Raw genomic sequence first — 25,051 nt, forward strand, 5'->3', positions numbered from 1 at the left:
GTGGTCACCCTCGCAAAACAATCTTATACGTCATTCCCTTAAAAACGGGAATCTTATGCGCAAAGCCTCCTGTTGCATTAAGATTCCCAATCAAGTTGGGAATGACGAGCATATAGGAAATCCATTTAATTTAAAATAATTGAATTGAGGTTAAAAGCTATTTAACTTCTTCGTAATCTACAAAATCGCCCAATTTATCGGCATTGCCCTTCTTTTCTTTTTTTGGCATGTAATCTATTGAAATAGAGCCTTCTGGTTTACTAGAATAGTTTTGTTGTTGATTATTAGTCGCTTGGTTTTGCATATTACTAAAAACATTTTTTAGCATCACAGGAAATATCATCCGAATTAAAACTCGAATAATCCAAAGCACTATAATTGTTATAAGAAGAAATTTAATAAGCACCATAATATTAGTATTAACGCAAATATAGACGTGGCGGTTAATTTATTGTTACTTTTTTAAAAGATAATTGCACTATAATTACAATCTGGAGTTTGAATTGTTTCCTTAGTACATCAATCTTCTTCAATGATTTCGCAAACTCTTCCTACTTGCCCATCTTCTAAACGCACTTTTATCCCTCTGGAATGAAATGTAGATGAAGTTAATAAATCTTTAACTATTCCGTAGGTTACATTTCCATTGCGCTGGTCTTTTTTCAAAATAATTCCAACTTCTAAACCTGGATAAATATCTTTTCTATTTTGTCCTTGCATAGTATGTGTTAAGGTAATTTCCTAAAATCTATTTCTGGTTTTTTATGATGGGGCTCTCTTGTGAATGAAGTTTTATATGGAGTGAAATCATTAAAAAATCCATCTATTTTTAAATAAAAACCGCCATTCATTAAACCACCCTGATAATCTTGACGATATCCTTTACGACCTGTAACATCTGTGGTAAAGGTAGCTTTATTAACCTCTGTCCAATTACCTTTGGTATCACAAATCCATTGATTATTAAAGCCAACTTTTCTGGTGATATCGCCCATATTTGGTGAAAAATTCTCTAAAAAAGAATAGGGTTGAGTAATATAAGTTTGAGTTTGTGGGCGTTGAAAAGTAGCGATTAACTGCCATTTATTTAATTCTGGTGCAAAGAAGTAAGCACTATATTCTGAATAATTATTTGCTACAGGATTTACATGTAATAAAAAACGATACGTGTTTCCAGCTTTCCATATATAATTTAAATAACTCTGACCACCAGCACCTTCGCCACCAAATTCGCCACCATGTACAGTTTCTCCTTTTTTAATGAGTTTAATTTTGTGATCGTCTGGAATTTCTTTTGGGTTATCAGTAGTAAACGGACTCCAAACAGAAAATAAAATATGTCTCTCGGTTGGCGAATTGACTTGCATACCAAAATAACCTTGTCCAAAGCCATTTGCCATAAAATAAGAACCTAGTATATCCTCTCCTACAGGAACTGTTACTTCATTATAAAACCATTCTACATCTGTATTTTTTGGGAATTCATAGTTTAAATGTGTAGATGGACCACGTCGACCAAAATGATACATGCTACCTTCATTATCTTTCACATAACCCAGATTTCCTTCGGTTACTGTACCCGATAATTTTAAACTCTTAATGGCGGGAAATTCATTTCCAGTTTTACTGACCCCTTTAATTTTAATGGCTACATATCCTGTGTCATTTATATCCCACATTCCTACGCTAACAGGCCTCATTCCTTCGTTCAATGAGATTTTTGATGTTTTATTGTCGATACTAAATTCGATTTCTGAATTCCCAGTAACTTTAAAATCATCAAGATCTATTTTTAATGTTCCTGTTTTTGCTACGCGAACATAAGCTGTAAAAATATCCTGAGGATTTGTCCAACGTACAATACCATCATTGCTGATTGTACTGTTTCTTCGACTTTCAACTTTGTTGGAGCTATAAACATTTCCCGCTAATGGCACTGTTATCAATTGGGCGTAAATGTCTTTACTCCCTATAAGTAAAACAAATAGGATTGTATTTCTAAAAAATTTCATTTGTGTGTGTTTAAGCTTGCAATTTAAAAAGAAAAAAACTTACTCAAAGTTGATTTAGCTAAATCGTTACTTACTAAACCGCTCTGCAAATATTTTTTCTAGCGCAAACATTTCATCACGTAAGCGAGCAGCCATTAAAAAGTCCATGTCTTTAGCCGCCTTCTGCATATCTTTTCGTGTTTTATCAATCGCTTTTTGCATTTCTGGCTTAGTCATGTATTGTATAACTGGATCTGCAGCAATACTAACCTCATCAATTTCTACATATGCTTTTGTACGAGCTTTACCTTCAGAAAAATCCAAAATAGAGCCTTGTTCAATAATCTCTTCTCTTGTTTTTCCAACTGTTTTTGGCGTGATACCATGTTCTAAATTGTAAGCAATTTGTTTCTCTCTACGCCTATTCGTCTCATCAATCGTTCTTTCCATTGATTGGGTCATATTATCGGCATACATAATTACTCTACCCCTATCATTTCTAGCAGCACGGCCAATGGTTTGTATTAAAGCTCTATCTGAGCGTAAAAAACCTTCTTTATCCGCATCTAAAATGGCTACTAAACTTACTTCTGGCAAATCCAATCCTTCACGCAATAAGTTAATTCCTACCAGCACATCAAATTCGCCTAAACGTAACCCACGTAATATTTCTACACGATCTAATGTTTTCACTTCAGAATGGATATAGCGGCATTTGATATTTAACCGATCCATGTATTTGGTCAATTCTTCTGCCATGCGTTTAGTTAATGTTGTCACCAAAATGCGGTCGCCCATTTTAATGGTTTTATCAATTTCATCTAGTAAATCATCTACTTGATTAATAGCTGGCCTAACTTCAATCATTGGATCTAATAAACCCGTTGGTCTAATTACTTGCTCAATTACAATCCCGTCAGATTTTTCCAGTTCGTAATCGGCTGGAGTTGCACTTACATAAATGGTTTGCGGTGCCAATCGTTCAAATTCTTCAAAATTTAATGGACGATTATCTAAAGCCGATGGTAACCGGAATCCATATTCTACTAAAGACATTTTACGCGAACGGTCGCCACCATACATCGCTCTAATCTGCGGAACCGTAACATGACTTTCATCAATTATCATCAAGTAATCATCAGGAAAATAATCTAGTAAACAGAACGGGCGCATACCTGGAGAACGGCCGTCAAAAAACCGTGAATAATTTTCAATTCCAGAACAATACCCTAGTTCTTTCATCATTTCGATATCAAAATTAACTCTTTCTTCCAAACGCTTGGCCTCGAGTAACTGCCTATCTCCTAACAATTGATTTTTGCGCAATTCCAATTCTTCTTGTATTCCCCAAATGGAAGAATTAAACCTATCTTTTGGCGTAACAAACAGATTGGCTGGATAAATTGCCATATCTTCTAATTTCTCAATTGTTTTCCCAGTAACAGGGTCAATAACTGATAATTCTTCAATATCATCGCCAAAAAAAGAAATACGATAGGCATTATCTAAATAAGCTGGGTAAATATCTACGGTATCGCCTTTTACACGAAAAGTTCCACGCTTAAAGTCGTTAATGGTACGAGCATATAAAATCTCTACCAAACTATGTAAAAATGAATTTCTGCTTATTCTAGTTCCTACCGCAAAGCGGAAAACCGAGCGAGAAAAATCTTCTGGATTTCCCATACCGTAAATACAGGAAATAGAAGAAACTACAATTACATCTCGTCTGCCTGACATCAATGCCGAAGTGGTACGCAAACGTAATTTCTCAATCTCTTCATTTATCTGTAAATCCTTTTCAATGTAGGTATTGGTGGTCGGCATGTAAGCCTCTGGCTGATAGTAATCGTAATACGAAACAAAATAGTTTACCGCATTTTCAGGGAAAAACTGTTTAAATTCTCCATACAATTGCGCCGCTAACGTTTTATTATGACTTAAAATTAACGTTGGCTTTTGCGTTTGCTCAATTACGTTTGCTACTGTAAACGTTTTCCCAGAGCCAGTAACTCCCAATAAAGTTTGGTAATGCTCATCGCTTTTAACGCCTTCTACTAGTTGTTTTATTGCATTTGGTTGGTCGCCGGTCGGTTTATAATCCGAAATGATTTTGAACTTCATGTTAAGTAAAGATAATGAGTTGGCTCGGGAAGAACAAGTTATTAAGGGTTTGGTTTGAGTGTTTAATGAAATTGTAAAAGAGATTCAATAAGTTCTTATTTACTCCGCCTTTGTATGATAAAAACATAGCTGTTAAAACGGACTTAGTTCGGGGTTTGGTCGGGGTTTGGTCGGACTTGTGACAATTGAATCCGACCAAAGTCCGAATGAAAGCCGAATTAAAGTTGAACCAATAGTTACCTTTTTACATTATTATAATTTCTTATGAAAGAAATTAACTAATAAGAAATATCTTTAAACAATTATGCAGTTGTTAATTTACACTCCTAAAATTACACCTCGAATAAAGTATACTTTTAACTTTATTTTTAGAGAGATTTTATATTGCGATTTCGAATTTACCAGTGTCGCGGCTGATTTTAGCAATAGTAATTGGCCCAAAATCAGTTACAATGACATCCCATTGGGAGATGAGCTATATTTTGCTTGTTCGTCTTTTTTAACAAAACACAACATTGAACCAATTAAGATAAAAGAAACCCTTTTTGGTGATCAAAAAGTTCCTTTTGCAATAGAGAATAGTGCTTTACCATTTGATGTTTTTGCGGCCTCTTTTTATTTTTTAAGCAGATATGAAGAATATTTGCCATTTGAGGCTGATGAGCATCAACGTTATCCTGCTACACAAAGTCTTCAGTATAAATTAGATATATTGAAAATACCTGTAATTGATAGTTGGGCGTTGGTATTAAAAAATATTTTGCTTAAAAAATTTCCTACACTAATTTTTGGAAAAAGGAAATTTGAATTTATTCCAACTATTGATGTTGACAGAGCTTATCACTTCCGCTCTAGCGGGATATTAAAAAATACAGTTCGTTTTTTTAAAGCTGCCTTAAAACTGAACACAGAAAAAATTGTAGACATAATAGGTACTGGTTTAGGTCAAAATGACCCTTTTGATACCTATGAATATCTAACCAATACTCATGCACAATACAATTTAAGAGCTATTTTCTTCTTTTTATTAGCTAAACAAGGTCATGAAGAATTTGATCAAAATATTAATCCTGAAGATGAGGCTTTTAAAAATTTAATTAGTGAAATATCTGAAGTAGCACAAATTGGACTTCATCCATCTTATGCATCAAACATTGAAACAAAAAAGATCAGTGAGGAATTGTTGAGCTTACAAGAAATCACTCAAAAAAGAATTGATGCCTCACGTCAGCATTTTTTAAAATTGAATTTCCCGCAAACTTATTTACAACTTATTAAAGCAGGCATTAACCACGATTATTCTATGGGTTATGCTTCTCAACTTGGTTTTAGGGCAGGAACGTGTACTTCATTTTTTTGGTACGATTTACAATTAGAAAAACAAACCCATTTAAAAATCCATCCTTTTGCCGTAATGGATGTAACCTTACAACAGTATTTAAAATTGAATCCAGAGGAGGCTATTGCCAAAATAGAAGAATTGATATTGAGCGTAAAATTAGTCGACGGAACTTTTTGCAGTTTGTGGCACAATGAATCACTTTCTGAAACCGGCAAATGGAAAGGATGGAAAGCAGTGTATGACCACATGTTGAAGAATTCATTAGATTAGATAACATTTCAGGTTGAGTTGTAGAAGAATGAATAACAAAAAAGACTATCCTTCGACAAGCTCAGGATGACATCTTTTTTTGCTATCTTTATATTATGATCTTCGACCTGAGTAAAACTAATTCTATTGCCAATACATTCATCGCTGAGCTTAGAGATGAAACCATCCAGAAAGACTCCATGAGATTTCGCAAAAACATGGAACGTTTGGGTGCCTTTTTCGCTTTAGAAATTAGTAAATCATTAACTTATATTGAGATTGATACGCAAACACCGCTTGGCATTGCTAAAAGTAAAGTGCTAGCAAATCAGCCTGTTTTAACGACTATTTTGAGAGCTGGTTTACCAATGCAAGAAGGTATGTTAAGTATTTTTGATCGGGCAGACTGCGCTTTTATTACAGCTTATCGCAAAACAAAAAAGAGTGGTGATTTTGTCATACAAATGGAACATATTTCTGCACCAGATTTAGAAGGGAAAGTTGTTATTCTTGCCGATCCAATGTTAGCGACAGGATTAAGTATGGTGCTGTGTGCAAAAGAGTTAATCAATCGATACAAAATAAAAAAATTACACATAGTTGCCGCCATTGCAAGTACTGAAGGTGTAAAACATGTGCGTGCAAATTTGCCAAAGGCAGATTTATGGTTGGGCGCAATCGATGATGAAATGACCAGCAAATCTTATATCGTACCAGGTTTGGGCGATGCTGGAGATTTGGCTTATGGAACCAAAGCATAATTATTCTTTTTTTGTAAAGAAACAATATGTCTTTATGCGCTTTGCAAAAATCTTTGCGACCTTTAGGCTTTAACGATACTATGATTAAACATATTTTCTTCGACCTTGACCATACCATTTGGGATTTTGACCGTAATGCACAAGAAACTTTAGTAGAACTTTATGAAGTTTATTCGCTTAAATCATTAGGCTTACATTCTGCACAAGAATTTATTCATCGATATACTGAAAACAACCATCGCCTTTGGGCAAAATATCATTTAGGAGAAATTACCAAAGAAACACTTCGCGAAGAACGATTTAGAAGTACTTTCTTAGAATTAGGTGTAAAGCCAGAACATGTTCCGCATCAATTTGAAGATGATTATGTAAAAATCAGTCCTACAAAAACCAATTTATTTGCTGGCGCAGAGAAAGTTTTGGCTTACCTTCAAAATAAATACCAGTTGCACATTATTTCAAATGGATTTAAGGAAACTACGTTAACAAAAATGGAACTTTCCGGTTTAAATCCTTATTTCACACAAGTAATTATTTCTGAAGATGTTGGCGTAAATAAACCTAACAGAATCATATTTGAACACGCTTTAGCAAAAGCATCTGCACAAAAAGAAGAAAGCATTATGATAGGTGATAGCTTGGAAGCAGATATTCGAGGCGCACAAGATTTTGGTTTAAAAGCTATCTTTTTTAATCCCCTAAATATTGAAAAGCCAGCTGATGTTGATTGGCAAATCAACAGTCTAGAAGAGTTGCTTCATCACTTTTAACATTTCTTAACACATTTCGGTTTGATGTTTGAATTATCTCAAGCACACACAAATGAACTATTATGAAAACTTACATCCTTTTAGGTATGGCACTGTTGAGTGCGCACCTAAGTTTCTCTCAAAACAACAACGCTGAAGTATTTTTACAAATCGAAGATCGAGGCAACTTTACTGTCTATCTTGATAATGAATTAGTTGGATCTTCTAAAGGCAGATTTAGATTTTACGATGTTGAGAATGCATCTCCATCATTAACTATTTTACAAGGGAACAGACGCATTTTTAATGGTAGAATTAGTGTACAGCCAGAGCAAAGATTAATTTTAACATTTGCGCTACGTAGTGGATTAAAGACATTAAATGAATTGAAAATCTTTAGAAATGGACAATACTCTTTAAATGATTTTGATAATTATACTGGCTCCTATAATACTGGAATAGTTCCTCCTACAATTCCTAATAGTAGTCAAGTGAATCCATTTAACAATTTATTGGTTATGGTAAAAAGAGAACCATTTGATGATGGAAAAATTAAAGTTATTCAAGCTTATACCGTAAATTCTTATTTATCAACTGCTCAAGCCGCTGTTCTATTAAAATCTTTTAGTCAAGACGACAAAAAATTATTCCTTGCTAAAAGCCTTGCTCCTGTAATTTCAGATTTGCAAAATTACTATACACTAAAAGAGGAATTCACTTTTTTAAGTAGCAAAGAGGAGTTTTTGAAATTCTTAAACGACAGTAAATCATCAGGTAGAAAAAGAGGCATGAGTGCAACAACTTTTGAACAGTTAAGGTTAAGCGTAAAACGTGAGGCTTTTGATGATGATAAAACAAAAGTTATTCAAGCGGGCATTCAAAACTCAGCTCCATCAACAGTACAAATTGGCGAATTATTAAAGCTATATAGCTTTGAAGATAAAGCTTTAGTTTGCGCAAAAATGGCTTATAATTTTGTGTATGATCAACAGCGATATTTTACCTTAAAAGATGTTTTCAGATTTAGAAGTAATCAAGATTCATTGTTAGAATTTTTAGGGCAGAAATAAACTAACTTTATAAAATGAATACAGGCAAAGTATATCAATCGATTACACAACTAGTTGCTGCTTATAAAGCTAAATTGACCAATATGGATGAGGAGGATTTTACCCGTATCCCCCCAATTGGTGGTTGGAGCTACAGTGAAGTTTATTCTCACATTTTCGATTCGAGTTTACTTTCTTTACTTGCACTGAATAATTGCGCAAAAGGTGAAGGAGAAATTAAGCCAACACATTTTGTAGTTAAAATGATCTTGCTTTTTGGTTCCTTGCCTCTAGGAAAAAGGTATAAGGTTCCAAAAAGATTAGCTGAAAGAGTTAAAAAAATTAACCTAATGGCGGCAGAGCAATTTATTGTAGATTTCGAGTTGCAGTTGGCAAAAATTTATCCGTTAACAGAAAAAGCTGATCCAAAAATAAAGTCTAAACATCCAAGGTTAGGTTATCTAAATGCAAAACAATGGTTAAAGTTTATTGAAATTCACTTAAATCATCATTTAAATCAATTGGGCAGAATAGAAAAGGGTTTTCAGAAGAGCGAATAAATTTTTACATCTTTGCTTTAATGAAATTACCCGCCATAAAAGGTTTTGATGAAGAAGCATTTAACAAGTATCTAAAAAATACGGGTTGGTTAATGCTTGGTCGGGTTGGCAGCATGGTTATAAAAATGGCAACAAGCATACTTGTAGCCAGTTATTTATTACCAGTAAAAAATGGACTTTTAAACGTTTCTACTTCTTATATTTATCTTTTTGCAGCTTTAGCAACTTTAGGGTTAGATACTTTTATTGTTAAAGAACTGCATCAATTTCCAAAAAAGAGAGATACAATTTTAGGAACAGCTTTTTTTCTTAAAATTTCAGCTGGCTTATTAGTTTTACCATTAATCTATGTTTTTTGGCGTTATTTCCCTCTTTCCGATATCCCTTACCTCTTCATTTTTATTTTATCCTTTTCGGGGATATTTCAATCCTTAACCATTATTGATTCTTATTTCCAATCGGAAGTAAAATCAAAATACATCATGCAGGTGCAGATTGTTGGAAATATTGTTTCGGCAATTGTTAAACTGATTTTAATTTATGCTTTATCTGCGGAGCTTATCTATTTTATTTACGCCTATCTTTTTGATATTCTATTACTTTCCCTTGGCTATTTAATTGTTTATAAAAATCAAGGTTTAAGTATTTTTAAGTGGAATTTCGATAAGAAATTAGCTAAAAAATTATTGCACTTATCTTGGCCCCTGATTATTTCTGGAATCATGGTTTCTGTTTACATGAAGATTGATGTGATCATGCTAAAGCAAATTTTAGGAGAAGACGGGAACGCAGCTTCTGGTGCTTATGCTACAGTGGTAATGTTTAGTGAAGCCTTAAACTTTGTACCAGTAGTTATTGTGAGTTCTCTCTTTCCAGCTATTTTAAATGCAAAAAGAGACAGCCCAGAACGATACCAAAAACGTTTACAAAATCTGTTCGATTTAATGGTCTGGATAAGTTTATCATTCGCAATTGTGATAAGTATAGGTTCTCCACTAATTTATAAACTTTTTAAACCTGAATATGCCTCGGCGGCCCCTGTTCTTTCGGTTCATGTTTGGGGAAGTATGTTTGTTTTCTTGGGCGTCGCAAGTAGTCAATTTTTAATTACAGAAGGCTTTAACAAACTTACATTTGTACGCACTGGTGTAGGTGCAGCCATAAATATTATACTAAACTTCTTACTTATCCCCTCAATGGGAATGATGGGAACTGCAATTGCAACAGTTATCGCCTATTTTTCTGCCACTTTTCTAATTTTATTCATTCCTAAAACACGTCAACAAGGAATAATGATGTTAAAATCATTATTTTTGGTTTCAGTATTCCAAAAAATAGTTAAACGTTGAGCAAATTTAAAGCACTAGCAACTCTAATCAGCAAGCCCAAAAGGCTAAATGCATTGTTATCTTACGGACATAAAGGTTATTTAGCCACAATTGGATGGTTTACTGCATTTGATACCCACCAAGCTGTAGATAATAATGGCTTACCACTTCCTTGGGTAACCTATTCCTTTATCGATTTTATTAAAACCCGTTTAACTAAAGATCTTTCTATTTTCGAATATGGTTCTGGTAATTCTACCCTATTTTATGCGAAAAGAGTTGGTAGGGTTGTTTCTGTAGAACACGATGAGGCGTGGTTCAATAAAATTGTAAAAGAGAAAGCTGAAAACGCTGAAATGATTTTTACACATTTGGAAAAAGGTGGTGAATACAGCAAAAAGGCTGCTTTATTGGGGGAAAAATTCAATTTAATTATTGTAGATGGCAGAGATCGAGTAAACTGTTGTAAAAACAGTATAGCTGCATTAACTCCAAACGGCGTTTTAGTTTTGGATGATTCTGAAAGAGAAATTTATGAAGAAGCTAGAACATTTTTAACTTCAAATGGATTTAAAGAATTACCATTTACTGGAATTTCACCTGGATTATTCTATAACAAAGCTACTTCTGTTTTTTACAAAGCCGATAACTGTTTGGGTATTTAAATTACAACCCTTTTATCATGCAAAATTTTGCACCAATAGCGCTATTTGTTTACAATCGTCCGAAACATACCGAACGTACCGTTAAATTTTTACAGCAAAACGAATTGGCAGCAGAAAGTCGTCTATTCATTTTTTCTGATGGTGCAAAAACATCCGCAGATGAAGAAAAAGTAAAAGAAGTCAGAGATTTCATTAAAAAAATTGATGGTTTTAAATCAGTAGAAATTATTGAAAGTAGAACCAATATGGGTTTAGCAAATTCAGTGATTGCAGGTGTTAATCGTTTAACAGCAACTTACGGACAGGTCATTGTTTTTGAAGATGATTTGATTTCTTCGCCTTATACTCTAACTTATTTTAATGAGGCTTTAAATCGCTACCGTAATGAAGAGAAAGTAATGCATATTGGAGCATATATGTACTCCTTAAAAGATACAAATTTACCCCAAAGTTTCTTTTATAGAGCTGCAACTAGCTGGGGATGGGCAACTTGGGCAAGAGCTTGGCAAAATTTCGAGCCTAATATTGATGCATTACTCCAACAATTTGACAGCAAAAAGAAATACGATTTTTCTATTGAAAATACCATGAATTTTTGGAAACAAATGCAGGATTTTAAGAAAGGAAAAAATAATTCGTGGGCTATTCGCTGGTATGCTTCTATCTTTTTAAAGGGTGGTTTAACTTTAAATCCTTCTCAATCTTTAGTCAATAATATTGGTCACGACGGTACAGGCATACATTCTGGTATGAGCGATATTTACAACGTAATTATCAATCCGCAACCCATTAAAGAATTTCCAACAGTTGTTGAAGAAGATAAAAATGCTTACAAAGCAATTAAATACTTTCTAGCTAATAGAAAAGGAAGTTTGTGGGCAAGAATAAAAAGATTTGTGAAAGAAAAACTAGCTTAAGGTTTCTTAGCTTCCAATATGATATACGGCGACAACTGTTTCGAATCAAAAGCGAAAACTTTTGTAAATAACTTACCGCCTAGCCACATTGTTTTTTTCAGCAGTCGAACTGGTAAGGCCTTCTGTTTTTCATTCTCTAACCACAAACTAAATTTTCCAAAATAACGTGATTGAATTACTTCTAAACCAGCATCCTTGCAAATTTTAGCCAGAAAATCTGGATCCATGCAATTGATATTATGTTTGTCGTAATTTTCTTTATCAAAATTCTTTTGAAACCAACCGTTTAACGCTTTAAAATTTGGTAGTGTAATAAATAAAGTCCCACCAGGTTTAACAAAACTGATATGGCGATTAATAATATCAGCAGTATCGTTAAAATGTTCAATTAAACCGCAGCTTAATACTAAATCGTATTGTTTTTCTGGTGTATAGTTAAATAAATCGGCTTCAATAATATGAATATCATCAATTGCTAAACCATTCGTTTTTAGTAATTGCTCGGTAATTGGTGGATGAACAAAATAATCCAATAACGTAACATCGAGTTTTAGGTATTTCTTTAAAAACACTGCATAATAACCTGGAAAACCACCTAATTCAATTGCAGTTTTTACGTTGTTTGTTGCTACAATATCCGCCAGTTGGCGATGGAATAAATAAGTTGAAGGAATAGCAACCGATAAATCAGTTTTACTTTCCCAATAATTTACCCAAAAATCTCTGTCGGTTAAAAGGTTCGTCATATGTTTGACAAAGAAAAGAAAAAATCTGCCATGCTTTGCAAAGCCTAAACAATAAAATGTATTTTTGGTTGATTTGAAAGTTGTACACTTAAATACTTACGATGGAAATGGAGGCGCTGGCAGGGCTTGCCTGCGTTTAAGTGATGCGCTAAAAGCAAATGGTGTAGATTCGAAGGTTTTGGTGTATTATAAATTTGGTCAAAACCCTAAAATTGATACCTTCAGTAAAAATATTTTCACTAAAGCTAGAGCCATTTTTAATATTATGGCAGAGCGATATTTAGCCAAATTATTTGTAAAAGCAGTAAAAACACCTTTTTCTTTGCAGTGGTTTGGCAAATCAATTGTTAATCATCCTGAATTAAAATCTGCTGATATTATTCATTTACATTGGGTTAATCATGGTTTTTTATCTCCTAAATTTTTAGCGGAGCTAGATGAATTAGAAAAACCAATTGTTTGGACTTTCCACGATAGCAATGCGTTTACAGGTGGTTGCCATGTACGTTACAGCTGTGAGCATTTCCATAGACAATGCGGCGATTGTCCAATTTTACGTCTCAGTGGAAAAAATGATATTTCGCATAAAAACTGGCTGCGAAAACAAAAAGCATATTCTGAATTAAATTTCCACATTGTGGCACCTAGCAACTGGATGGCAAATTCAGTTAAGCAAAGTAGTTTGTTGGGCGTTAGGAAGATCTCGGTAATTCCGAATACGCTAGAAATTGATGTTTTTAAACCTTACGTAAAAGCAGAAGCCAAAAAAATTCTTAAAATACCTGCACATCACTTTGTGTTAATGAGTGGTTTTATGCCTTCAAAAAATGATAAACATAAAGGAACTCAATATTTAATTGATGCACTTAATGAATTAGCTGCTCGTCCGGAAATACCAAATGAGCAGATAGAATTGGTTATTTTCGGTAACAAGGATGAAAAAAACGCTCCAGATTTTCCGTTTAAAACAACGTTTTTAGGTCATGTCTCTAAAGATGATCATTTGGCTAAATGTTACGCTGCTGCGGATGCTTTTATCACGCCATCATTAGAAGATAACCTGCCAAATACTGTAATGGAAAGCTTGGCTTGTGCAACGCCTGTAATCGCGTTTAAAACTGGTGGAATTCCGGACATGGTAATTCATTTAAAGAATGGTTATTTGGCAAATTATGAATCTGCTACTGATTTAGCAGATGGAATTGAATGGCTTTTTTTACATGAAGATAAGGAAGCAGTCCAAAAAGAAGCTCGAAGAACTATTTTAAATCATTTTGCACCCGCACTTATTGCAGATGAACACGAAGAATTATATCAAAGTTTACTAAACGCATTGCCTCAATGACAATAAACCCGAAACTTAGCGTAATTACAATAGTTTATAATAATGTAGCAGCAATTGAGCGTACAATGCTATCTGTGTTAAATCAAACTTATGCTAATATCGAATATATTGTAATTGATGGTGCATCGAATGATGGGACAATTGATGTTATTAATACATACAAAAATAAACTAGCTGTTTTTGTCTCAGAGCAAGACCAAGGTATTTATGACGCCATGAATAAAGGATTGGCATTGGCTACAGGTGATTATGTACTCTTTATGAATTCTGGAGATGAAATTTATGCGCCAGAAACGGTTACAGATGTTTTTGCTTCGGCACCATCGGGGGATATTTACTACGGTGAAACAGAAATGTACGATGAAAACTGGAAAAGTCTAGGGCAACGACGTCACCGAGCACCAGAACATTTTGATTGGCATAGTTTTAAGTTTGGAATGAATGTTAGTCATCAAGCAATTTACATCAAGCGTAGCTTAACTGAACCTTATGATTTACAGTACAAATACAGCTCAGATATTGACTGGATCATCAAGGCCGCTAAAAGATCATCTAATATTGTAAATACGCATATGTACGTTGCCAAATATTTAGTTGGCGGCATGAGTAAACAAAAACATTTAGCCAGTTTAAAAGAGCGCTTTAAAATACTAAGTCATTATTACGGTTTTATTCCAACTGTGTTAAATCATGTTTTTATTGCATTAAACTTGGCGCAATATTTTTTAAGGCATAGGAGGACTAACGATTAATTCTATTTTGCTTTAGTATTAGGCGCTTTATAAGCAGGATCATTTTGCCTAAAGCGAGCAGCAATTTTTGCTAGTTCTGCATCTGTTAGCTTTGTCGTTATTTTTAAAGATTTCACAAATGACTCCACCTCTTCTTTTGAAGCTGGGCAACCAATAATATTTTTCCCCTTGGTTTCAAAACCCGTACCTTCTGGTCTCAAATGAGAATCTACCAACAATTTACCGTTTGCATCAAATATAAACCAGATTGGAATTCCAAACCCATCGCTATTATATTTCTTAATTAAATCCATTGCTCCAGGATTTTCAAGGTTTTCCTTCCCTTTTGATTCCATAACCGTTAAGTGTTTAATCACAAAACTTTTATCAAATAATGCCTTTAACTCCGGATCATTCATACTATCATCCATCTTGTGACACCAACCACACCACGATGCGCTAAACTTAATAAACACTTTCTTCTTTTGCGCTTTTGCTTCCTTAAAAGCATCCTTTAATACATCATCAGCCGATGGTGGTGCACTTTGTGCGAATGCCATATTCACAATGAATAAGGCAATAACTGTAAATAATAGATGTTTTATTTTCATGATTTTTTCAATTACCGTATACTAATTTAATGGTTTTTAATTACTAATTAAGAAAAAATTAAACGCCATATAACACAAAAATCTGTAAACTTTCGCTTCCAGCTTTTTGGTCTAAATTTTTATTATAATTCTGATTGAAGTATTTTTCCATCTGTTTTAGGTTCTTGTTCAGTTTTTCGAACCGATTTTTCTGGCTTGTATTTCCATCTTCTATGACTCCAAAGCCAGTATGCTGGTTCTTCTTTAATCAAATCCTCTAAAAAATGAGTATGTATTTCTGTTATTTCAAATTCCGCGGTATTTTTTGGATCTAAACAAATTGGTACGCAATCAACCTCATAATACCCGCGTTTTAAATAACTAGTTTTTAAATAAAATACAGGCCTATTAGTCTTTTTTGCAATTTTTTCTACTCCCAGTTGTATAGAAGCTTCTTGATGTAAAAGTGTGGTCCAATATTGCGAATCTTCTTTTGAAGGAGCTTGATCACTTCCAAAAGTGAACATAGTTGGGTAATGCTTAGTCGACTGAATAGCTCTAATTGTTTGGCGCATCGAAATCATTTGGTTACCATACCTACTCCTCATCTTCAAAAACCAATTATCGAAAATCTCATTACTTAACGGCTTATAGATAGGATGATGTAGGCCAGAAAATGTCATTCCAATTGCCATACATACCCATTCGTAATTTCCGTAATGAGATGAACAAAAAAGTACGCTTTCGTTATTCTTTAGGTAAGCTTCGACTAAATCTACATTCTTGAATTTTACACGCTTATCCAATTCTTTTGAAGAGATACTTCTCATCTTGATTACTTCAAATATCAAGGATGAGAAGTATTTAAAAAACTTCTTTTCTATTGCTATAATTTCTTCCAGTTTTTTCTCAGGAAAAGAATTCATTAAATTCTGTCTAACTACCTTTTTACGATAGCCAAAAACATAATAAAGTAAAACATAAGCCCCATTTGCAAATAGATATAAAATTTGCAAAGGCAATAAGGATAGTACGGTTAAAACAAAAACCCCAATATGAGAGAGCGCCCTTTTAATCATTATATGACTAGTTTAAACTTCAAATTTAGAGTGAGTTAGAAAAGGAAATGCCATAGAATTGTTAGAATTTTTACTCCTATAAGTTTTATGAAAAATCGCTGACAGAAAAAGAAAGAAGTGATTAACTTTTAAGGGAGTCTTCTATACTTTAATTTTTTAAAAACAATAATTTAACCTAGCTGTCTTTAATACATCATTCTATTTAAAACATAAAATTATGGGACAATTAAGTAATCGTACAATTGCAGTATTATCTGAAAGCGGCTTTGAAGAAAGTGAATTAACTGAACCAATAAAAAGATTAAAAGAAGAAGGTGCAACCGTACATGTGATATCTTCTAAAAGCGGTAAAATAAAAGCTTGGAATCATGATCATTGGTCTATAGAAATTGATGTAGATAAAACATTAACCGAAGCAAATGCTGATGATTATAATGGATTAGTTTTACCAGGCGGAGTAATTAACCCCGATCAGCTTCGTGTTAATGACGATGCAATTGCTTTTGTTAAAGCATTTTTTGAGGCTGGTAAACCTGTTGCCGCAATTTGTCATGGACCACAAACTTTAATTAATGCTGGAGTTGTTGAAGGCAGAAAACTTACCTCCGTAAAAAATATTTCACAAGACCTAATTAATGCTGGCGCAGATTGGTCTGATGAAGAAGTTGTGGTAGACCAAGGTTTGGTAACTAGCAGAACCCCAAAAGATTTACCAGCTTTTAACGATAAAATTGTAGAAGAATTTGCAGAAGGTGTTCATGATGGCCAACATGCTTAATTTAAACCAATAAAATAAGCCGCAGATTAAAAATTAACAATCTGCGGCACTCTATTCTAAGGATTTGTAGACCAAATTCCACTTTCCTTCACAAAGACTCTTCTATTTAGTTTTAGTTGAGCAATTAATAATTCTGCAAAATCTTCTGGCTGCATCACCTTATCAGGATTACCATCAGTTAATTTTAAATCTATAGCCATGTCTGTAGCGACTGTACTTGGCAACATCGTACTTACTCTTATATTATATTTACGCACTTCTTGCATTAGTGATTCTGATAAACCAATTAAACCAAATTTTGAAGCACTATATGCACTCGTTACTGCAGCACCGTTTTTACCTGCTGTAGATGAAACGTTCACTATATCACCTACTTGTCTTTCGATCATTTCTGGTAAAACGGCACGAGTAACATAATATACACCCATTAAATTGATGTCTATTATTTCTTTCCATTTGGCTGGTTCCAATTCCATAAACTTGCCAAATGCACCAACTCCAGCATTGTTAATTAAGATATCAATTACCCCAAGGTGATTTTTTATAGTTGCAACTGCCGAATTAACAGCATTCATATCTGATACATCTGCAATGGCAACTGCCGTTTTTATGTTATAATTTTTTAATTCTTCCGCAACAGCGATCAAATCATTTTCTGTCCTGCCAATTAACCCAACATTTACTCCTTCTTGAGCTAACGCAATAGAAATTGCTTTACCCAAACCTTTACCTGCGCCAGTAACTATCGCATTTTTTCCTTGTAGTGATTCCATAATAATTGTATTGAAAAGCGAAGATAGAGAAAAGGTAAATCGTGAAAGTTTGTACTTTGTAATTTTAGGTTAATATTTCCAGCACGATAGTTTAATAATCGATAGGGCTGGTTTTCTCTACTAATTCTTCTAAAAATCACGTGTGTAATTCTGTTACTTCAACTTCTGCAGTTTCCAAAGGTTTCAAGTAATCATTAACTAAAAAAGCCTGTAAACTTTCGTTTACAGGCTTTAAATATTTAAATTTTCTCTAATTAAGATTGAAAAACTTTTCCTTTTACTTTACGTTCTTGCTCTGTTAAGAAGATTTTACGTAAACGCATACTTACAGGTGTTACCTCAATGTACTCATCAGCTTGGATGTACTCCATTGATTCTTCTAAAGAGAATTTAATAGCTGGTGCAATACGAGTATTGTCATCAGTACCAGATGCACGCATGTTAGTTAATGCTTTTCCTTTTACAATGTTCACTACTAAATCATTATCACGAATGTGCTCACCCATAATCTGACCTTCGTAAACATCAACTCCTGGATCTACAAAGAAACGACCTCTATCTTGTAATTTATCGATTGAATATGCTGTAGTCATACCTTTTTCCATAGAAACCAAAACGCCATTCAAACGACCTGGAATTGTACCTTTCCAAGGCTCGTAAGATTTGAAACGGTGTGCCATAATCGCCTCGCCAGCAGTTGCAGTTAATACGTTGTTACGTAAACCAATAATACCACGAGCTGGAATTTCGAATTCTAAGTGTTGTAAATCACCTTTAGGCTCCATAATTAACAACTCGCCTTTACGTTGAGTTACTAATTCAATTACTTTACCAGCAACCTCACCGGGAACATCTACAATTAAAGTCTCAATTGGTTCGTGTTTCTTACCGTCAATTTCTTTAATGATAACTTGTGGCTGACCAACTTGCATTTCATAACCTTCACGACGCATTGTTTCGATTAATACAGATAAATGGAGAATACCACGACCGTAAACTAACCAAGCATCTGGAGAAGCAGTCTCAACCACTTTTAAGGCTAAGTTTTTCTCCATTTCTTTCATCAAACGCTCTCTAATGCGTTGAGAAGTAACCAATTTACCTTCCTTACCAAAGAATGGAGAGTTGTTAATGGTAAACAACATATTCATTGTTGGCTCATCAATGCTAATTACTGGCAATTGTTCTGGTGCATCAAAATCTGCAATAGTATCACCAATATCAAAACCATCAATACCAACAACAGCACATATATCTCCAGAGCTTACTTCTGTAGTTCTAACTTTACCTAAACCTTCGAATGTATATAATTCTTTTACTCTAGATTTAACCATTTTACCATCACGTTTAATTAACGTTACTGGTTGGTTTTCTTTAATTGTGCCACGGTGTACACGACCAATTGCAATACGACCTACGAAAGATGAATAATCTAATGAAGTGATTTGCATTTGTAATGTACCTTCATTAATTGGTGCAGGCGGGATGTTTGCCACAACCGCATCCAATAATGCAAAAATATCTGTAGTTGGTTTTTGCCAATCAGTGCTCATCCAACCTTGTTTAGATGATCCATAAATTACAGGGAAATCTAATTGGTCTTCAGTAGCTTCTAAGTTGAAGAATAATTCGAAAATCTGCTCATAAACCTCTTCTGGTCTACAGTTTTCTTTATCAACTTTGTTTACAACCACAATTGGTTTTAAACCTAAAGCCAACGCTTTTTGTGTTACGAAACGTGTTTGAGGCATAGCACCTTCAAAAGCATCACACAATAATAAAACGCCATCAGCCATTTTCAATACACGCTCAACCTCACCGCCGAAATCCGCGTGACCAGGAGTATCAATGATGTTAATTTTTACGTCTTTGTACTGAACTGAAACGTTTTTAGATACGATTGTAATTCCTCGTTCACGCTCTAAATCGTTGTTATCTAATATCAAATCTCCTGTTTGTTCGTTATCACGAAAAATAGAACAAGAGTGTAAAATCTTATCAACCAATGTAGTTTTACCGTGGTCAACGTGTGCTATAATAGCTATATTTCTAATCTTTTGCATAAAATGCGCCTGTAATTTGGCGCAAAGATAAGGTTTTTTATTGAATTTTTAAGGGGTTCACCTACTATTTATCTGATTATATTTTTGTTAAATTTTGATTGTCAATAGCTTATATGCTCAATCGTCATTTCGAATGCAGCGTTAGCGATAAACCTAAAATATTTTTGTAAAAGCCATTAACCCTTCTAAATCTTCAACAAGGAGATGAGTTTCAAATAATCCCTTTATCATCGTGTGGAATTACAATTTAACAAAGGCTAAAGAAAGCTTTTCTCAATCTACATATCAGTAGATCGATGTCATTTATAATAGGTTCAAAAAAGTTTTAAAACCTTATTTTATTGACGCTATAGGCTCGGTATACCGTCCGTATACCGTCGGTTTACCGTCGAAACAGGCTTTTCGACGGTCAATCGACATAGGATTGACGGTGAAGCGACGGTGAAACGATACGTTTTTTTTTGCAAAAAATAGAAGTTATGGGATTAGCGGTTTAAACGCCCACTCCAAAAACTTAGGCATTGCCTTTGCCCAGGTTGGCACATCATGTTTGCCACCAACCATTTCAAAATAGAATATATCTTTAGGCCTTTGATAACCTTTTTTCATCAATTCTTTAACTACATCAATCGTGTCATCGATAGAATCGATAATAAAGTTGTGATTACGATCAGCAGTTTCATCATTTGTGCCAGTCATCAACCAAAATTTTAAAGCAGGATTAGTTTTTGTATCGCGAATTAATTGGTGTAATATACGATCATCATCAGTATAACCAGCATTTAAATCTTTTTTTCTCCACCAAAAAGAACCAGAGAAAACGCCAACTGCATCAAAATAATTATCGTTATTCCAAGCGATATCAAAAGCAGTTAAACCGCCTAAAGAAAATCCGGCAAAAGCTCGTTTACCATTAATCGTAACATCCACTTCGCTCTGCACATACGGCAGCAATTCTTTAACAATGAAATCTGTATACAATTGCGCTTTCGAACCTCTTTTTTTAAAATCGGGTTTACCAGCAATACCATATTCCAATAATCGATCTGCAGATGCCTTAATTCCAATTACAACTGTTGGTTCGATTTTCCATTTTTCATATAGAGAATTTAATGTATTCTCCATATCCATTTGAGCTAAATCTTGTCCATCGTTTATTAGCAACAGGTTTACACGCTCATTTCCCAATAAATTCTCGGGACAGAAAATTTCTATTTCAACTTCCTTCTTTAAGTAAACAGATTTTATCTGATGGATGGTTTTGATAACAGTAGGCAACGTTAATGTGGTGTACATAGTCAATAAATAGCTTTCTCACTAATCTTGCGCAAATGTACACATCTTGTTAAAAAATCGGTTAAGGAGATGCTTTTTTTACATAAGCGCTAGATTTATAGGAATTAATAGATTTATTTTTTTGTGTTTGACCTATATTTTTCTACCTTAAGGTATCTAAATAATTTACCATGAAAGAAGAGCTAAAAAAATGGTACAGCCCGAGCCTCAATAGAGATATAGAAACGCTCATATTTGGTCATAGTGGGTACCCTATTCTACTTTTCCCCACTAGTATGGGAAGCTATTACGAAAACAAAGATTTTAAATTAATTGATGCCGTTCAGAACTTCGTTGATGATGGTAAAATAAAAATTTATTGCCCTGATGGGATTGATAAATTAAGCTGGTACAACAAAGGCATTCATCCCTCAGAGCGGATTAAAAACCACATTTGGTACGATAAATTCTTGTTAGAAGAATTAGTTCCTTTAGCAAAAGACGAAACTGGTCACCACAAAGTGATTACAGCTGGTTGTAGTTTTGGCGGTTATCATGCAGCAAACTTTGCCTTTCGCCATCCTTGGACAGTAAGCCATATGTTTAGTATGAGCGGTGCTTTTGATATTACAGGGCAATTAGATGGTTTTTACAATAACGATGCTTATTTTAATAATCCTGTAGATTTTTTACCAAATGACATGAACCAAGAACTTTGGCACATGAAAATTGTTTTAGGTACATCAGATCGAGATATGTGCAAGGGCGATAATGAAAGATTATCGGGCATTTTACATCAAAAAGGAATTAATCATTGGTTGGATATTAGGCAAAATGCTGATCACGATTGGCCTACTTGGCGGCAAATGTTTCCAGAGTACATAGCTCAATTATAAATTAATGTTCAACTACACCAATACATCAATATATGAAGAAAATAGGAATTTTATTTGGACAAGAAAGATCATTTCCGCAAGCTTTTGTAGATAGAGTTAATCAAAAAGGGGAAAAGGGAATAACTGCTGAATTTGTAAAAATTAGCAAAGTATTTCAGGCAGAAGAGCCTGAATATGCCGTAATTATTGATCGCATTTCTCAGGATGTACCTTTTTACCGTGCGTATTTAAAAAATGCTGCTATGGGCGGAACTGCGGTAATTAATAATCCGTTTTGGTGGAGTGCTGACGAAAAGTTTTTTAACAATGCATTGGCGGAAAATATTGGTGTTCCAGTACCGAAAACAGCTTTAATTCCATCAAGAGAACATCCTGATGATACTACAGAAAAATCATTTGAAAATTTAACCATGCCAATGGATTGGGATGCTATTTTTGAATATACTGGTTTTCCAGCATATATGAAACCATTTGATGGTGGCGGTTGGAAAGAGGTTTACAAACTGCACGATAAAGAAGATTTCTTTGATAAACATAGTCAAACCAAGCAAACGGTGATGATGTTACAAGAAGAAATTATGTTTGAAGAATATTATAGATGTTATTGTATTGGCGGAAAATATGTGCGCATTATGCAATACGAACCACGTAATCCACACCATTTACGTTATGTAATTGATGGCCCGAAGCCAAGCGCAAAACTGTTAAAAACCATTGAAGAATATACGCTTAAATTAAACAAGTACTTAGGCTATGATTTCAACACAGTTGAATTTGCAGTTCGAAATGGTATTCCAATAGCAATTGATTTCTGTAACCCTGCGCCAGATGCTGGTGTAGAAAGTGTAGGTGCAGAAAATTTTGAATGGGTGGTAGAAACCGCAGCAACCTATTCCATTGAAAAAGCTAAAGCTCAAAAATTTGGTCAGGATAATTTAACATGGGGTGAATATGTAAAAACATCTGCCGCGGGCACACCATTAATTGGAAAAGCAAAAGCGACAGCAAAGCCGAAAGCACCTGCTAAAGCTGCGGCGCCAAAAGCTAAAAAAGCTTCAACCACCAAAAAATAAAGGGATTACTAAGAGGGAATTAAAATGATGAATGAATTTACGCTCGGCATAGAAGAAGAGTACATGGTAGTTGATCCCGTTACCCGAGAATTAACTTCACACGACCAAAAAATTGTAGAATCTGCCCAAAAAATACACAAAGATCAGGTCAAAGCAGAAATGCACCAAGCTGTGGTTGAAGTTGGCACAGGAATTTGCCATAATACCGATCAGGCTAGAAAAGAAATTTCGCAGTTGCGTTATACCGTTTCTCAATTAGCGGGCGAACAAGGTTTACGAATCGGGGCAGCTGGAACGCATCCATTTTCCCATTGGGAAAAACAATTGATTACAGAACATCCACGTTATAGCGAAATTGTAAATGAACTTCAAGAAGCCGCTCGTTCTAATTTAATTTTCGGTTTGCATGTACATGTGGGCTTCCAATCGCGTGAGCTAGCTATACATATTGCAAATCAGGTACGCTATTTCTTGCCACATGTTTTTGCACTTTCAACAAATTCTCCCTTTTGGGAAAGCAGAAATACGGGTTATAAATCATTTAGGACAAAGGTTTTTGATAAATTTCCTCGTACCGGAATTCCGGATATTTTTAACAGTATAGAAGATTACGATAACTATGTGAAACTGTTAATTAAAACCAATTGCATGGATAACGCGAAGAAAATTTGGTGGGATATTCGTGTGCATCCGTTTTTTGATACCGTAGAATTCCGCATTTGCGATTGCCCAATGTTAATTGATGAAACGATGGCTTTTACAGCTCTATTTCAAGCTTTATGCGCAAAACTGTACAAATTACGTTTGCAAAATATGGAGTTTATTAGTTATTCGAGGGCATTAATTAATGAGAATAAATGGAGAGCTGCTCGTTATGGTATTGATGGAAATTTAATTGATTTTGGCAAGGAAATGGAAGTGAATTGTCGCAATTTAATTTTAGAATTATTGGATTTTATTGATGACGTTGTTGATGATTTAGGCAGCAGAAATGAAATCAACTATGTGCATAAGATATTAGCAAATGGTACTGGAGCAGATCGACAGCTTGCAGTTTATGAGAAAACTGGTAGCTTTGAATCGGTGGTAGACTATATTACTACCCAAACATTAATAGGTGCAGGATAAATGAGTGAGAAAAATAATATTAAGGTAGCCGTTATAGATATGAACAATGGCTTTCCGAACCAGGGGATGAGGGGAATACAGGAACTTTTACAAAGTTACCGCAAACAAACACAGCTAAATTTGACCTACGATCTTTTTGATTTGAGGCAAAAAGGAGAAATACCAGATACAACATACGACATTTATATCTCTAGTGGTGGCCCAGGAAGTCCATTTGATGGTGAAGGAGAAAAATGGGAACATGATTTTTTTACCTTATTAGACCAGATTGAAAACTTTAATAGACAAAACGAGCACAAAAAGCATGTTTTTTTAATTTGCCATTCTTTTCAATTGGCTTGTAGAAAATACGGATTGGGCAGTGTGAATAGACGAAAATCAAATTCTTTTGGCATTTTTCCTATAAGTCTTACTCCAAGCGGAACAGAAGAAGTAGTATTTAACGGGCTTCATAATCCATTTTATTCGGTCGATAACCGTGATTGGCAAGTAGTACAACCAAATTTGGCCGATTTTGCTGCAAAAGGCGCATCTATTTTAGCATTAGAAAAAGAACGTCCGCATGTAAATTTAGAACGTTGCATTATGGCAATTCGTTTTTCTGACGAAATTATTGGCACTCAATTTCATCCTGAGGCAGATCCTATTGGAATGAAAATGTACTTACTTCAAGATGAAAAGAAAACAGCCATTATAAAAAACCACGGAGAAGATAAATATAATGATATGCTAAATAGCCTTGATGATCCGGATAGAATTACATTAACTCAAAGTGTGATCTTACCTAATTTTCTAACTCAGGCTATTCATACTTTGCAGGAAGTTTAATGGTAAATTAA

General features: G+C 34.4%; 25 protein-coding genes. 15 read left to right on the forward strand and 10 right to left on the reverse strand.

All coding sequences use genetic code 11. From position 1 onward, the window contains the following. Positions 1-157 precede the first annotated feature (157 nt). From WC622_RS04125 to uvrB, 4 genes are all read right to left on the reverse strand, one after another. Positions 158-409 carry a DUF4834 family protein gene (locus tag WC622_RS04125; protein WP_372817571.1) on the reverse strand — a complete coding sequence of 84 codons (252 nt, stop codon included), beginning with the start codon at positions 407-409 and terminating at the stop codon, positions 158-160. A gap of 110 nt (positions 410-519) precedes the next feature. Next, complete coding sequence (locus WC622_RS04130) at positions 520-720, reverse strand: YwbE family protein (RefSeq protein ID WP_372817573.1); 201 nt, start codon at positions 718-720, stop codon at positions 520-522. A gap of 8 nt (positions 721-728) precedes the next feature. Further along, positions 729-2,012 (reverse strand): DUF3472 domain-containing protein, encoded by a 1,284-nt coding sequence (locus tag WC622_RS04135; RefSeq protein ID WP_372817575.1) that lies wholly within the window; start codon positions 2,010-2,012, stop codon positions 729-731. A 66-nt stretch (positions 2,013-2,078) separates the two neighbouring features. After that, positions 2,079-4,115: an excinuclease ABC subunit UvrB gene (gene uvrB, locus WC622_RS04140; RefSeq protein ID WP_372817577.1), complete on the reverse strand. Its 2,037-nt coding sequence runs from the start codon at positions 4,113-4,115 to the stop codon at positions 2,079-2,081. A gap of 304 nt (positions 4,116-4,419) precedes the next feature. Here uvrB and WC622_RS04145 point away from each other — a divergent pair, with 304 nt between their 5' ends. The 8 genes from WC622_RS04145 to WC622_RS04180 all read left to right on the forward strand — a co-directional run bounded on the left by WC622_RS04145 (position 4,420) and on the right by WC622_RS04180 (position 11,735). Next, on the forward strand, positions 4,420-5,727 hold the full coding sequence (locus WC622_RS04145; protein WP_372817579.1) for a DUF7033 domain-containing protein: 1,308 nt from the start codon (positions 4,420-4,422) through the stop codon (positions 5,725-5,727). A gap of 95 nt (positions 5,728-5,822) precedes the next feature. After that, the gene (gene upp, locus WC622_RS04150) at positions 5,823-6,467 is read left to right on the forward strand and encodes a uracil phosphoribosyltransferase (RefSeq protein WP_372817581.1); all 645 of its coding nucleotides are present in this window, start codon (positions 5,823-5,825) and stop codon (positions 6,465-6,467) included. Positions 6,468-6,547: 80 nt separating this feature from the next. Further along, the gene (locus tag WC622_RS04155) at positions 6,548-7,237 is read left to right on the forward strand and encodes a YjjG family noncanonical pyrimidine nucleotidase (protein ID WP_372817583.1); all 690 of its coding nucleotides are present in this window, start codon (positions 6,548-6,550) and stop codon (positions 7,235-7,237) included. Between the two features lie 62 nt (positions 7,238-7,299). Continuing rightward, positions 7,300-8,286, forward strand: coding sequence for a DUF4476 domain-containing protein (locus WC622_RS04160; protein WP_372817585.1), 987 nt, complete (start codon positions 7,300-7,302; stop codon positions 8,284-8,286). A gap of 14 nt (positions 8,287-8,300) precedes the next feature. Further along, positions 8,301-8,825: a DinB family protein gene (locus WC622_RS04165; protein ID WP_372817587.1), complete on the forward strand. Its 525-nt coding sequence runs from the start codon at positions 8,301-8,303 to the stop codon at positions 8,823-8,825. Between the two features lie 20 nt (positions 8,826-8,845). Continuing rightward, complete coding sequence (locus tag WC622_RS04170) at positions 8,846-10,174, forward strand: flippase (RefSeq protein ID WP_372817589.1); 1,329 nt, start codon at positions 8,846-8,848, stop codon at positions 10,172-10,174. Then, complete coding sequence (locus WC622_RS04175; RefSeq protein WP_372817591.1) at positions 10,171-10,818, forward strand: FkbM family methyltransferase; 648 nt, start codon at positions 10,171-10,173, stop codon at positions 10,816-10,818. Before WC622_RS04170 ends, WC622_RS04175 begins: the two co-directional genes overlap by 4 nt. A 17-nt stretch (positions 10,819-10,835) precedes the next feature. Next, positions 10,836-11,735: a sugar transferase gene (locus tag WC622_RS04180; protein ID WP_372817593.1), complete on the forward strand. Its 900-nt coding sequence runs from the start codon at positions 10,836-10,838 to the stop codon at positions 11,733-11,735. On the opposite strand, the gene WC622_RS04185 is transcribed toward WC622_RS04180, so the two are convergent. Continuing rightward, positions 11,732-12,481, reverse strand: a complete 750-nt coding sequence (locus WC622_RS04185; RefSeq protein WP_372817595.1) for a class I SAM-dependent methyltransferase — start codon at positions 12,479-12,481, stop codon at positions 11,732-11,734. The two genes, WC622_RS04180 and WC622_RS04185, sit on opposite strands and share 4 nt — an antisense overlap. A 64-nt stretch (positions 12,482-12,545) precedes the next feature. Between WC622_RS04185 and WC622_RS04190 the strand changes: the two genes are divergently transcribed. Then, positions 12,546-13,826, forward strand: a complete 1,281-nt coding sequence (locus tag WC622_RS04190) for a glycosyltransferase (protein ID WP_372817597.1) — start codon at positions 12,546-12,548, stop codon at positions 13,824-13,826. Continuing rightward, positions 13,823-14,578: a glycosyltransferase family 2 protein gene (locus WC622_RS04195; RefSeq protein ID WP_372817599.1), complete on the forward strand. Its 756-nt coding sequence runs from the start codon at positions 13,823-13,825 to the stop codon at positions 14,576-14,578. Before WC622_RS04190 ends, WC622_RS04195 begins: the two co-directional genes overlap by 4 nt. A gap of 2 nt (positions 14,579-14,580) precedes the next feature. On the opposite strand, the gene WC622_RS04200 is transcribed toward WC622_RS04195, so the two are convergent. Continuing rightward, the gene (locus WC622_RS04200) at positions 14,581-15,168 is read right to left on the reverse strand and encodes a thioredoxin family protein (RefSeq protein WP_372817601.1); all 588 of its coding nucleotides are present in this window, start codon (positions 15,166-15,168) and stop codon (positions 14,581-14,583) included. Between the two features lie 122 nt (positions 15,169-15,290). Next, on the reverse strand, positions 15,291-16,226 hold the full coding sequence (locus WC622_RS04205; RefSeq protein WP_372817603.1) for a lysophospholipid acyltransferase family protein: 936 nt from the start codon (positions 16,224-16,226) through the stop codon (positions 15,291-15,293). Between the two features lie 217 nt (positions 16,227-16,443). On the opposite strand from WC622_RS04205, the gene WC622_RS04210 reads away from it, so the two are divergent. After that, positions 16,444-17,004 carry a type 1 glutamine amidotransferase domain-containing protein gene (locus WC622_RS04210; RefSeq protein WP_372817605.1) on the forward strand — a complete coding sequence of 187 codons (561 nt, stop codon included), beginning with the start codon at positions 16,444-16,446 and terminating at the stop codon, positions 17,002-17,004. A gap of 56 nt (positions 17,005-17,060) precedes the next feature. Here WC622_RS04210 and WC622_RS04215 read toward each other — a convergent pair whose 3' ends face one another. The 3 genes from WC622_RS04215 to WC622_RS04225 form a co-directional block, all read right to left on the reverse strand. After that, the gene (locus tag WC622_RS04215) at positions 17,061-17,777 is read right to left on the reverse strand and encodes a 3-ketoacyl-ACP reductase (protein WP_372817607.1); all 717 of its coding nucleotides are present in this window, start codon (positions 17,775-17,777) and stop codon (positions 17,061-17,063) included. 254 nt (positions 17,778-18,031) lie between these two features. Beyond that, positions 18,032-19,840 carry a translational GTPase TypA gene (gene typA / locus WC622_RS04220; protein WP_372817609.1) on the reverse strand — a complete coding sequence of 603 codons (1,809 nt, stop codon included), beginning with the start codon at positions 19,838-19,840 and terminating at the stop codon, positions 18,032-18,034. Between the two features lie 477 nt (positions 19,841-20,317). Next, the gene (locus WC622_RS04225) at positions 20,318-21,136 is read right to left on the reverse strand and encodes an alpha/beta hydrolase (RefSeq protein ID WP_372817611.1); all 819 of its coding nucleotides are present in this window, start codon (positions 21,134-21,136) and stop codon (positions 20,318-20,320) included. A gap of 170 nt (positions 21,137-21,306) precedes the next feature. Here WC622_RS04225 and WC622_RS04230 point away from each other — a divergent pair, with 170 nt between their 5' ends. The 4 genes from WC622_RS04230 to WC622_RS04245 are packed head-to-tail and all read left to right on the forward strand — an operon-like array spanning position 21,307 to position 25,040. Beyond that, positions 21,307-22,011 (forward strand): esterase family protein, encoded by a 705-nt coding sequence (locus tag WC622_RS04230; protein WP_372817613.1) that lies wholly within the window; start codon positions 21,307-21,309, stop codon positions 22,009-22,011. Between the two features lie 32 nt (positions 22,012-22,043). Next, entirely contained in the window at positions 22,044-23,084 is a 1,041-nt protein-coding gene (locus WC622_RS04235; protein WP_372817615.1) for a RimK family alpha-L-glutamate ligase, read from the forward strand. Positions 23,085-23,108: 24 nt separating this feature from the next. Next, positions 23,109-24,212 carry a carboxylate-amine ligase gene (locus tag WC622_RS04240; protein ID WP_173273219.1) on the forward strand — a complete coding sequence of 368 codons (1,104 nt, stop codon included), beginning with the start codon at positions 23,109-23,111 and terminating at the stop codon, positions 24,210-24,212. Further along, positions 24,213-25,040 carry a type 1 glutamine amidotransferase gene (locus WC622_RS04245; RefSeq protein WP_372817617.1) on the forward strand — a complete coding sequence of 276 codons (828 nt, stop codon included), beginning with the start codon at positions 24,213-24,215 and terminating at the stop codon, positions 25,038-25,040. Positions 25,041-25,051: the final 11 nt, after the last annotated feature.

The sequence above is a fragment of the Pedobacter sp. genome (genome assembly GCF_041662865.1).
Taxonomy (GTDB): domain Bacteria; phylum Bacteroidota; class Bacteroidia; order Sphingobacteriales; family Sphingobacteriaceae; genus Pedobacter.

Excerpts from the sequence above, each read along its gene's own strand:
- WC622_RS04125 (WP_372817571.1), bottom strand. The coding sequence starts at position 409 with ATGGTGCTTATTAAATTTCTTCTTATAACAATTATAGTGCTTTGGATT.
- WC622_RS04130 (WP_372817573.1), bottom strand. The coding sequence starts at position 720 with ATGCAAGGACAAAATAGAAAAGATATTTATCCAGGTTTAGAAGTTGGA.
- WC622_RS04135 (WP_372817575.1), bottom strand. The coding sequence starts at position 2,012 with ATGAAATTTTTTAGAAATACAATCCTATTTGTTTTACTTATAGGGAGT.
- uvrB (WP_372817577.1), bottom strand. The coding sequence starts at position 4,115 with ATGAAGTTCAAAATCATTTCGGATTATAAACCGACCGGCGACCAACCA.
- WC622_RS04145 (WP_372817579.1), top strand. The coding sequence starts at position 4,420 with ATGCAGTTGTTAATTTACACTCCTAAAATTACACCTCGAATAAAGTAT.
- upp (WP_372817581.1), top strand. The coding sequence starts at position 5,823 with ATGATCTTCGACCTGAGTAAAACTAATTCTATTGCCAATACATTCATC.
- WC622_RS04155 (WP_372817583.1), top strand. The coding sequence starts at position 6,548 with ATGATTAAACATATTTTCTTCGACCTTGACCATACCATTTGGGATTTT.
- WC622_RS04160 (WP_372817585.1), top strand. The coding sequence starts at position 7,300 with ATGAAAACTTACATCCTTTTAGGTATGGCACTGTTGAGTGCGCACCTA.
- WC622_RS04165 (WP_372817587.1), top strand. The coding sequence starts at position 8,301 with ATGAATACAGGCAAAGTATATCAATCGATTACACAACTAGTTGCTGCT.
- WC622_RS04170 (WP_372817589.1), top strand. The coding sequence starts at position 8,846 with ATGAAATTACCCGCCATAAAAGGTTTTGATGAAGAAGCATTTAACAAG.
- WC622_RS04180 (WP_372817593.1), top strand. The coding sequence starts at position 10,836 with ATGCAAAATTTTGCACCAATAGCGCTATTTGTTTACAATCGTCCGAAA.
- WC622_RS04185 (WP_372817595.1), bottom strand. The coding sequence starts at position 12,481 with ATGACGAACCTTTTAACCGACAGAGATTTTTGGGTAAATTATTGGGAA.
- WC622_RS04195 (WP_372817599.1), top strand. The coding sequence starts at position 13,823 with ATGACAATAAACCCGAAACTTAGCGTAATTACAATAGTTTATAATAAT.
- WC622_RS04200 (WP_372817601.1), bottom strand. The coding sequence starts at position 15,168 with ATGAAAATAAAACATCTATTATTTACAGTTATTGCCTTATTCATTGTG.
- WC622_RS04205 (WP_372817603.1), bottom strand. The coding sequence starts at position 16,226 with ATGATTAAAAGGGCGCTCTCTCATATTGGGGTTTTTGTTTTAACCGTA.
- WC622_RS04210 (WP_372817605.1), top strand. The coding sequence starts at position 16,444 with ATGGGACAATTAAGTAATCGTACAATTGCAGTATTATCTGAAAGCGGC.
- WC622_RS04215 (WP_372817607.1), bottom strand. The coding sequence starts at position 17,777 with ATGGAATCACTACAAGGAAAAAATGCGATAGTTACTGGCGCAGGTAAA.
- typA (WP_372817609.1), bottom strand. The coding sequence starts at position 19,840 with ATGCAAAAGATTAGAAATATAGCTATTATAGCACACGTTGACCACGGT.
- WC622_RS04225 (WP_372817611.1), bottom strand. The coding sequence starts at position 21,136 with ATGTACACCACATTAACGTTGCCTACTGTTATCAAAACCATCCATCAG.
- WC622_RS04230 (WP_372817613.1), top strand. The coding sequence starts at position 21,307 with ATGAAAGAAGAGCTAAAAAAATGGTACAGCCCGAGCCTCAATAGAGAT.
- WC622_RS04235 (WP_372817615.1), top strand. The coding sequence starts at position 22,044 with ATGAAGAAAATAGGAATTTTATTTGGACAAGAAAGATCATTTCCGCAA.
- WC622_RS04240 (WP_173273219.1), top strand. The coding sequence starts at position 23,109 with ATGATGAATGAATTTACGCTCGGCATAGAAGAAGAGTACATGGTAGTT.
- WC622_RS04245 (WP_372817617.1), top strand. The coding sequence starts at position 24,213 with ATGAGTGAGAAAAATAATATTAAGGTAGCCGTTATAGATATGAACAAT.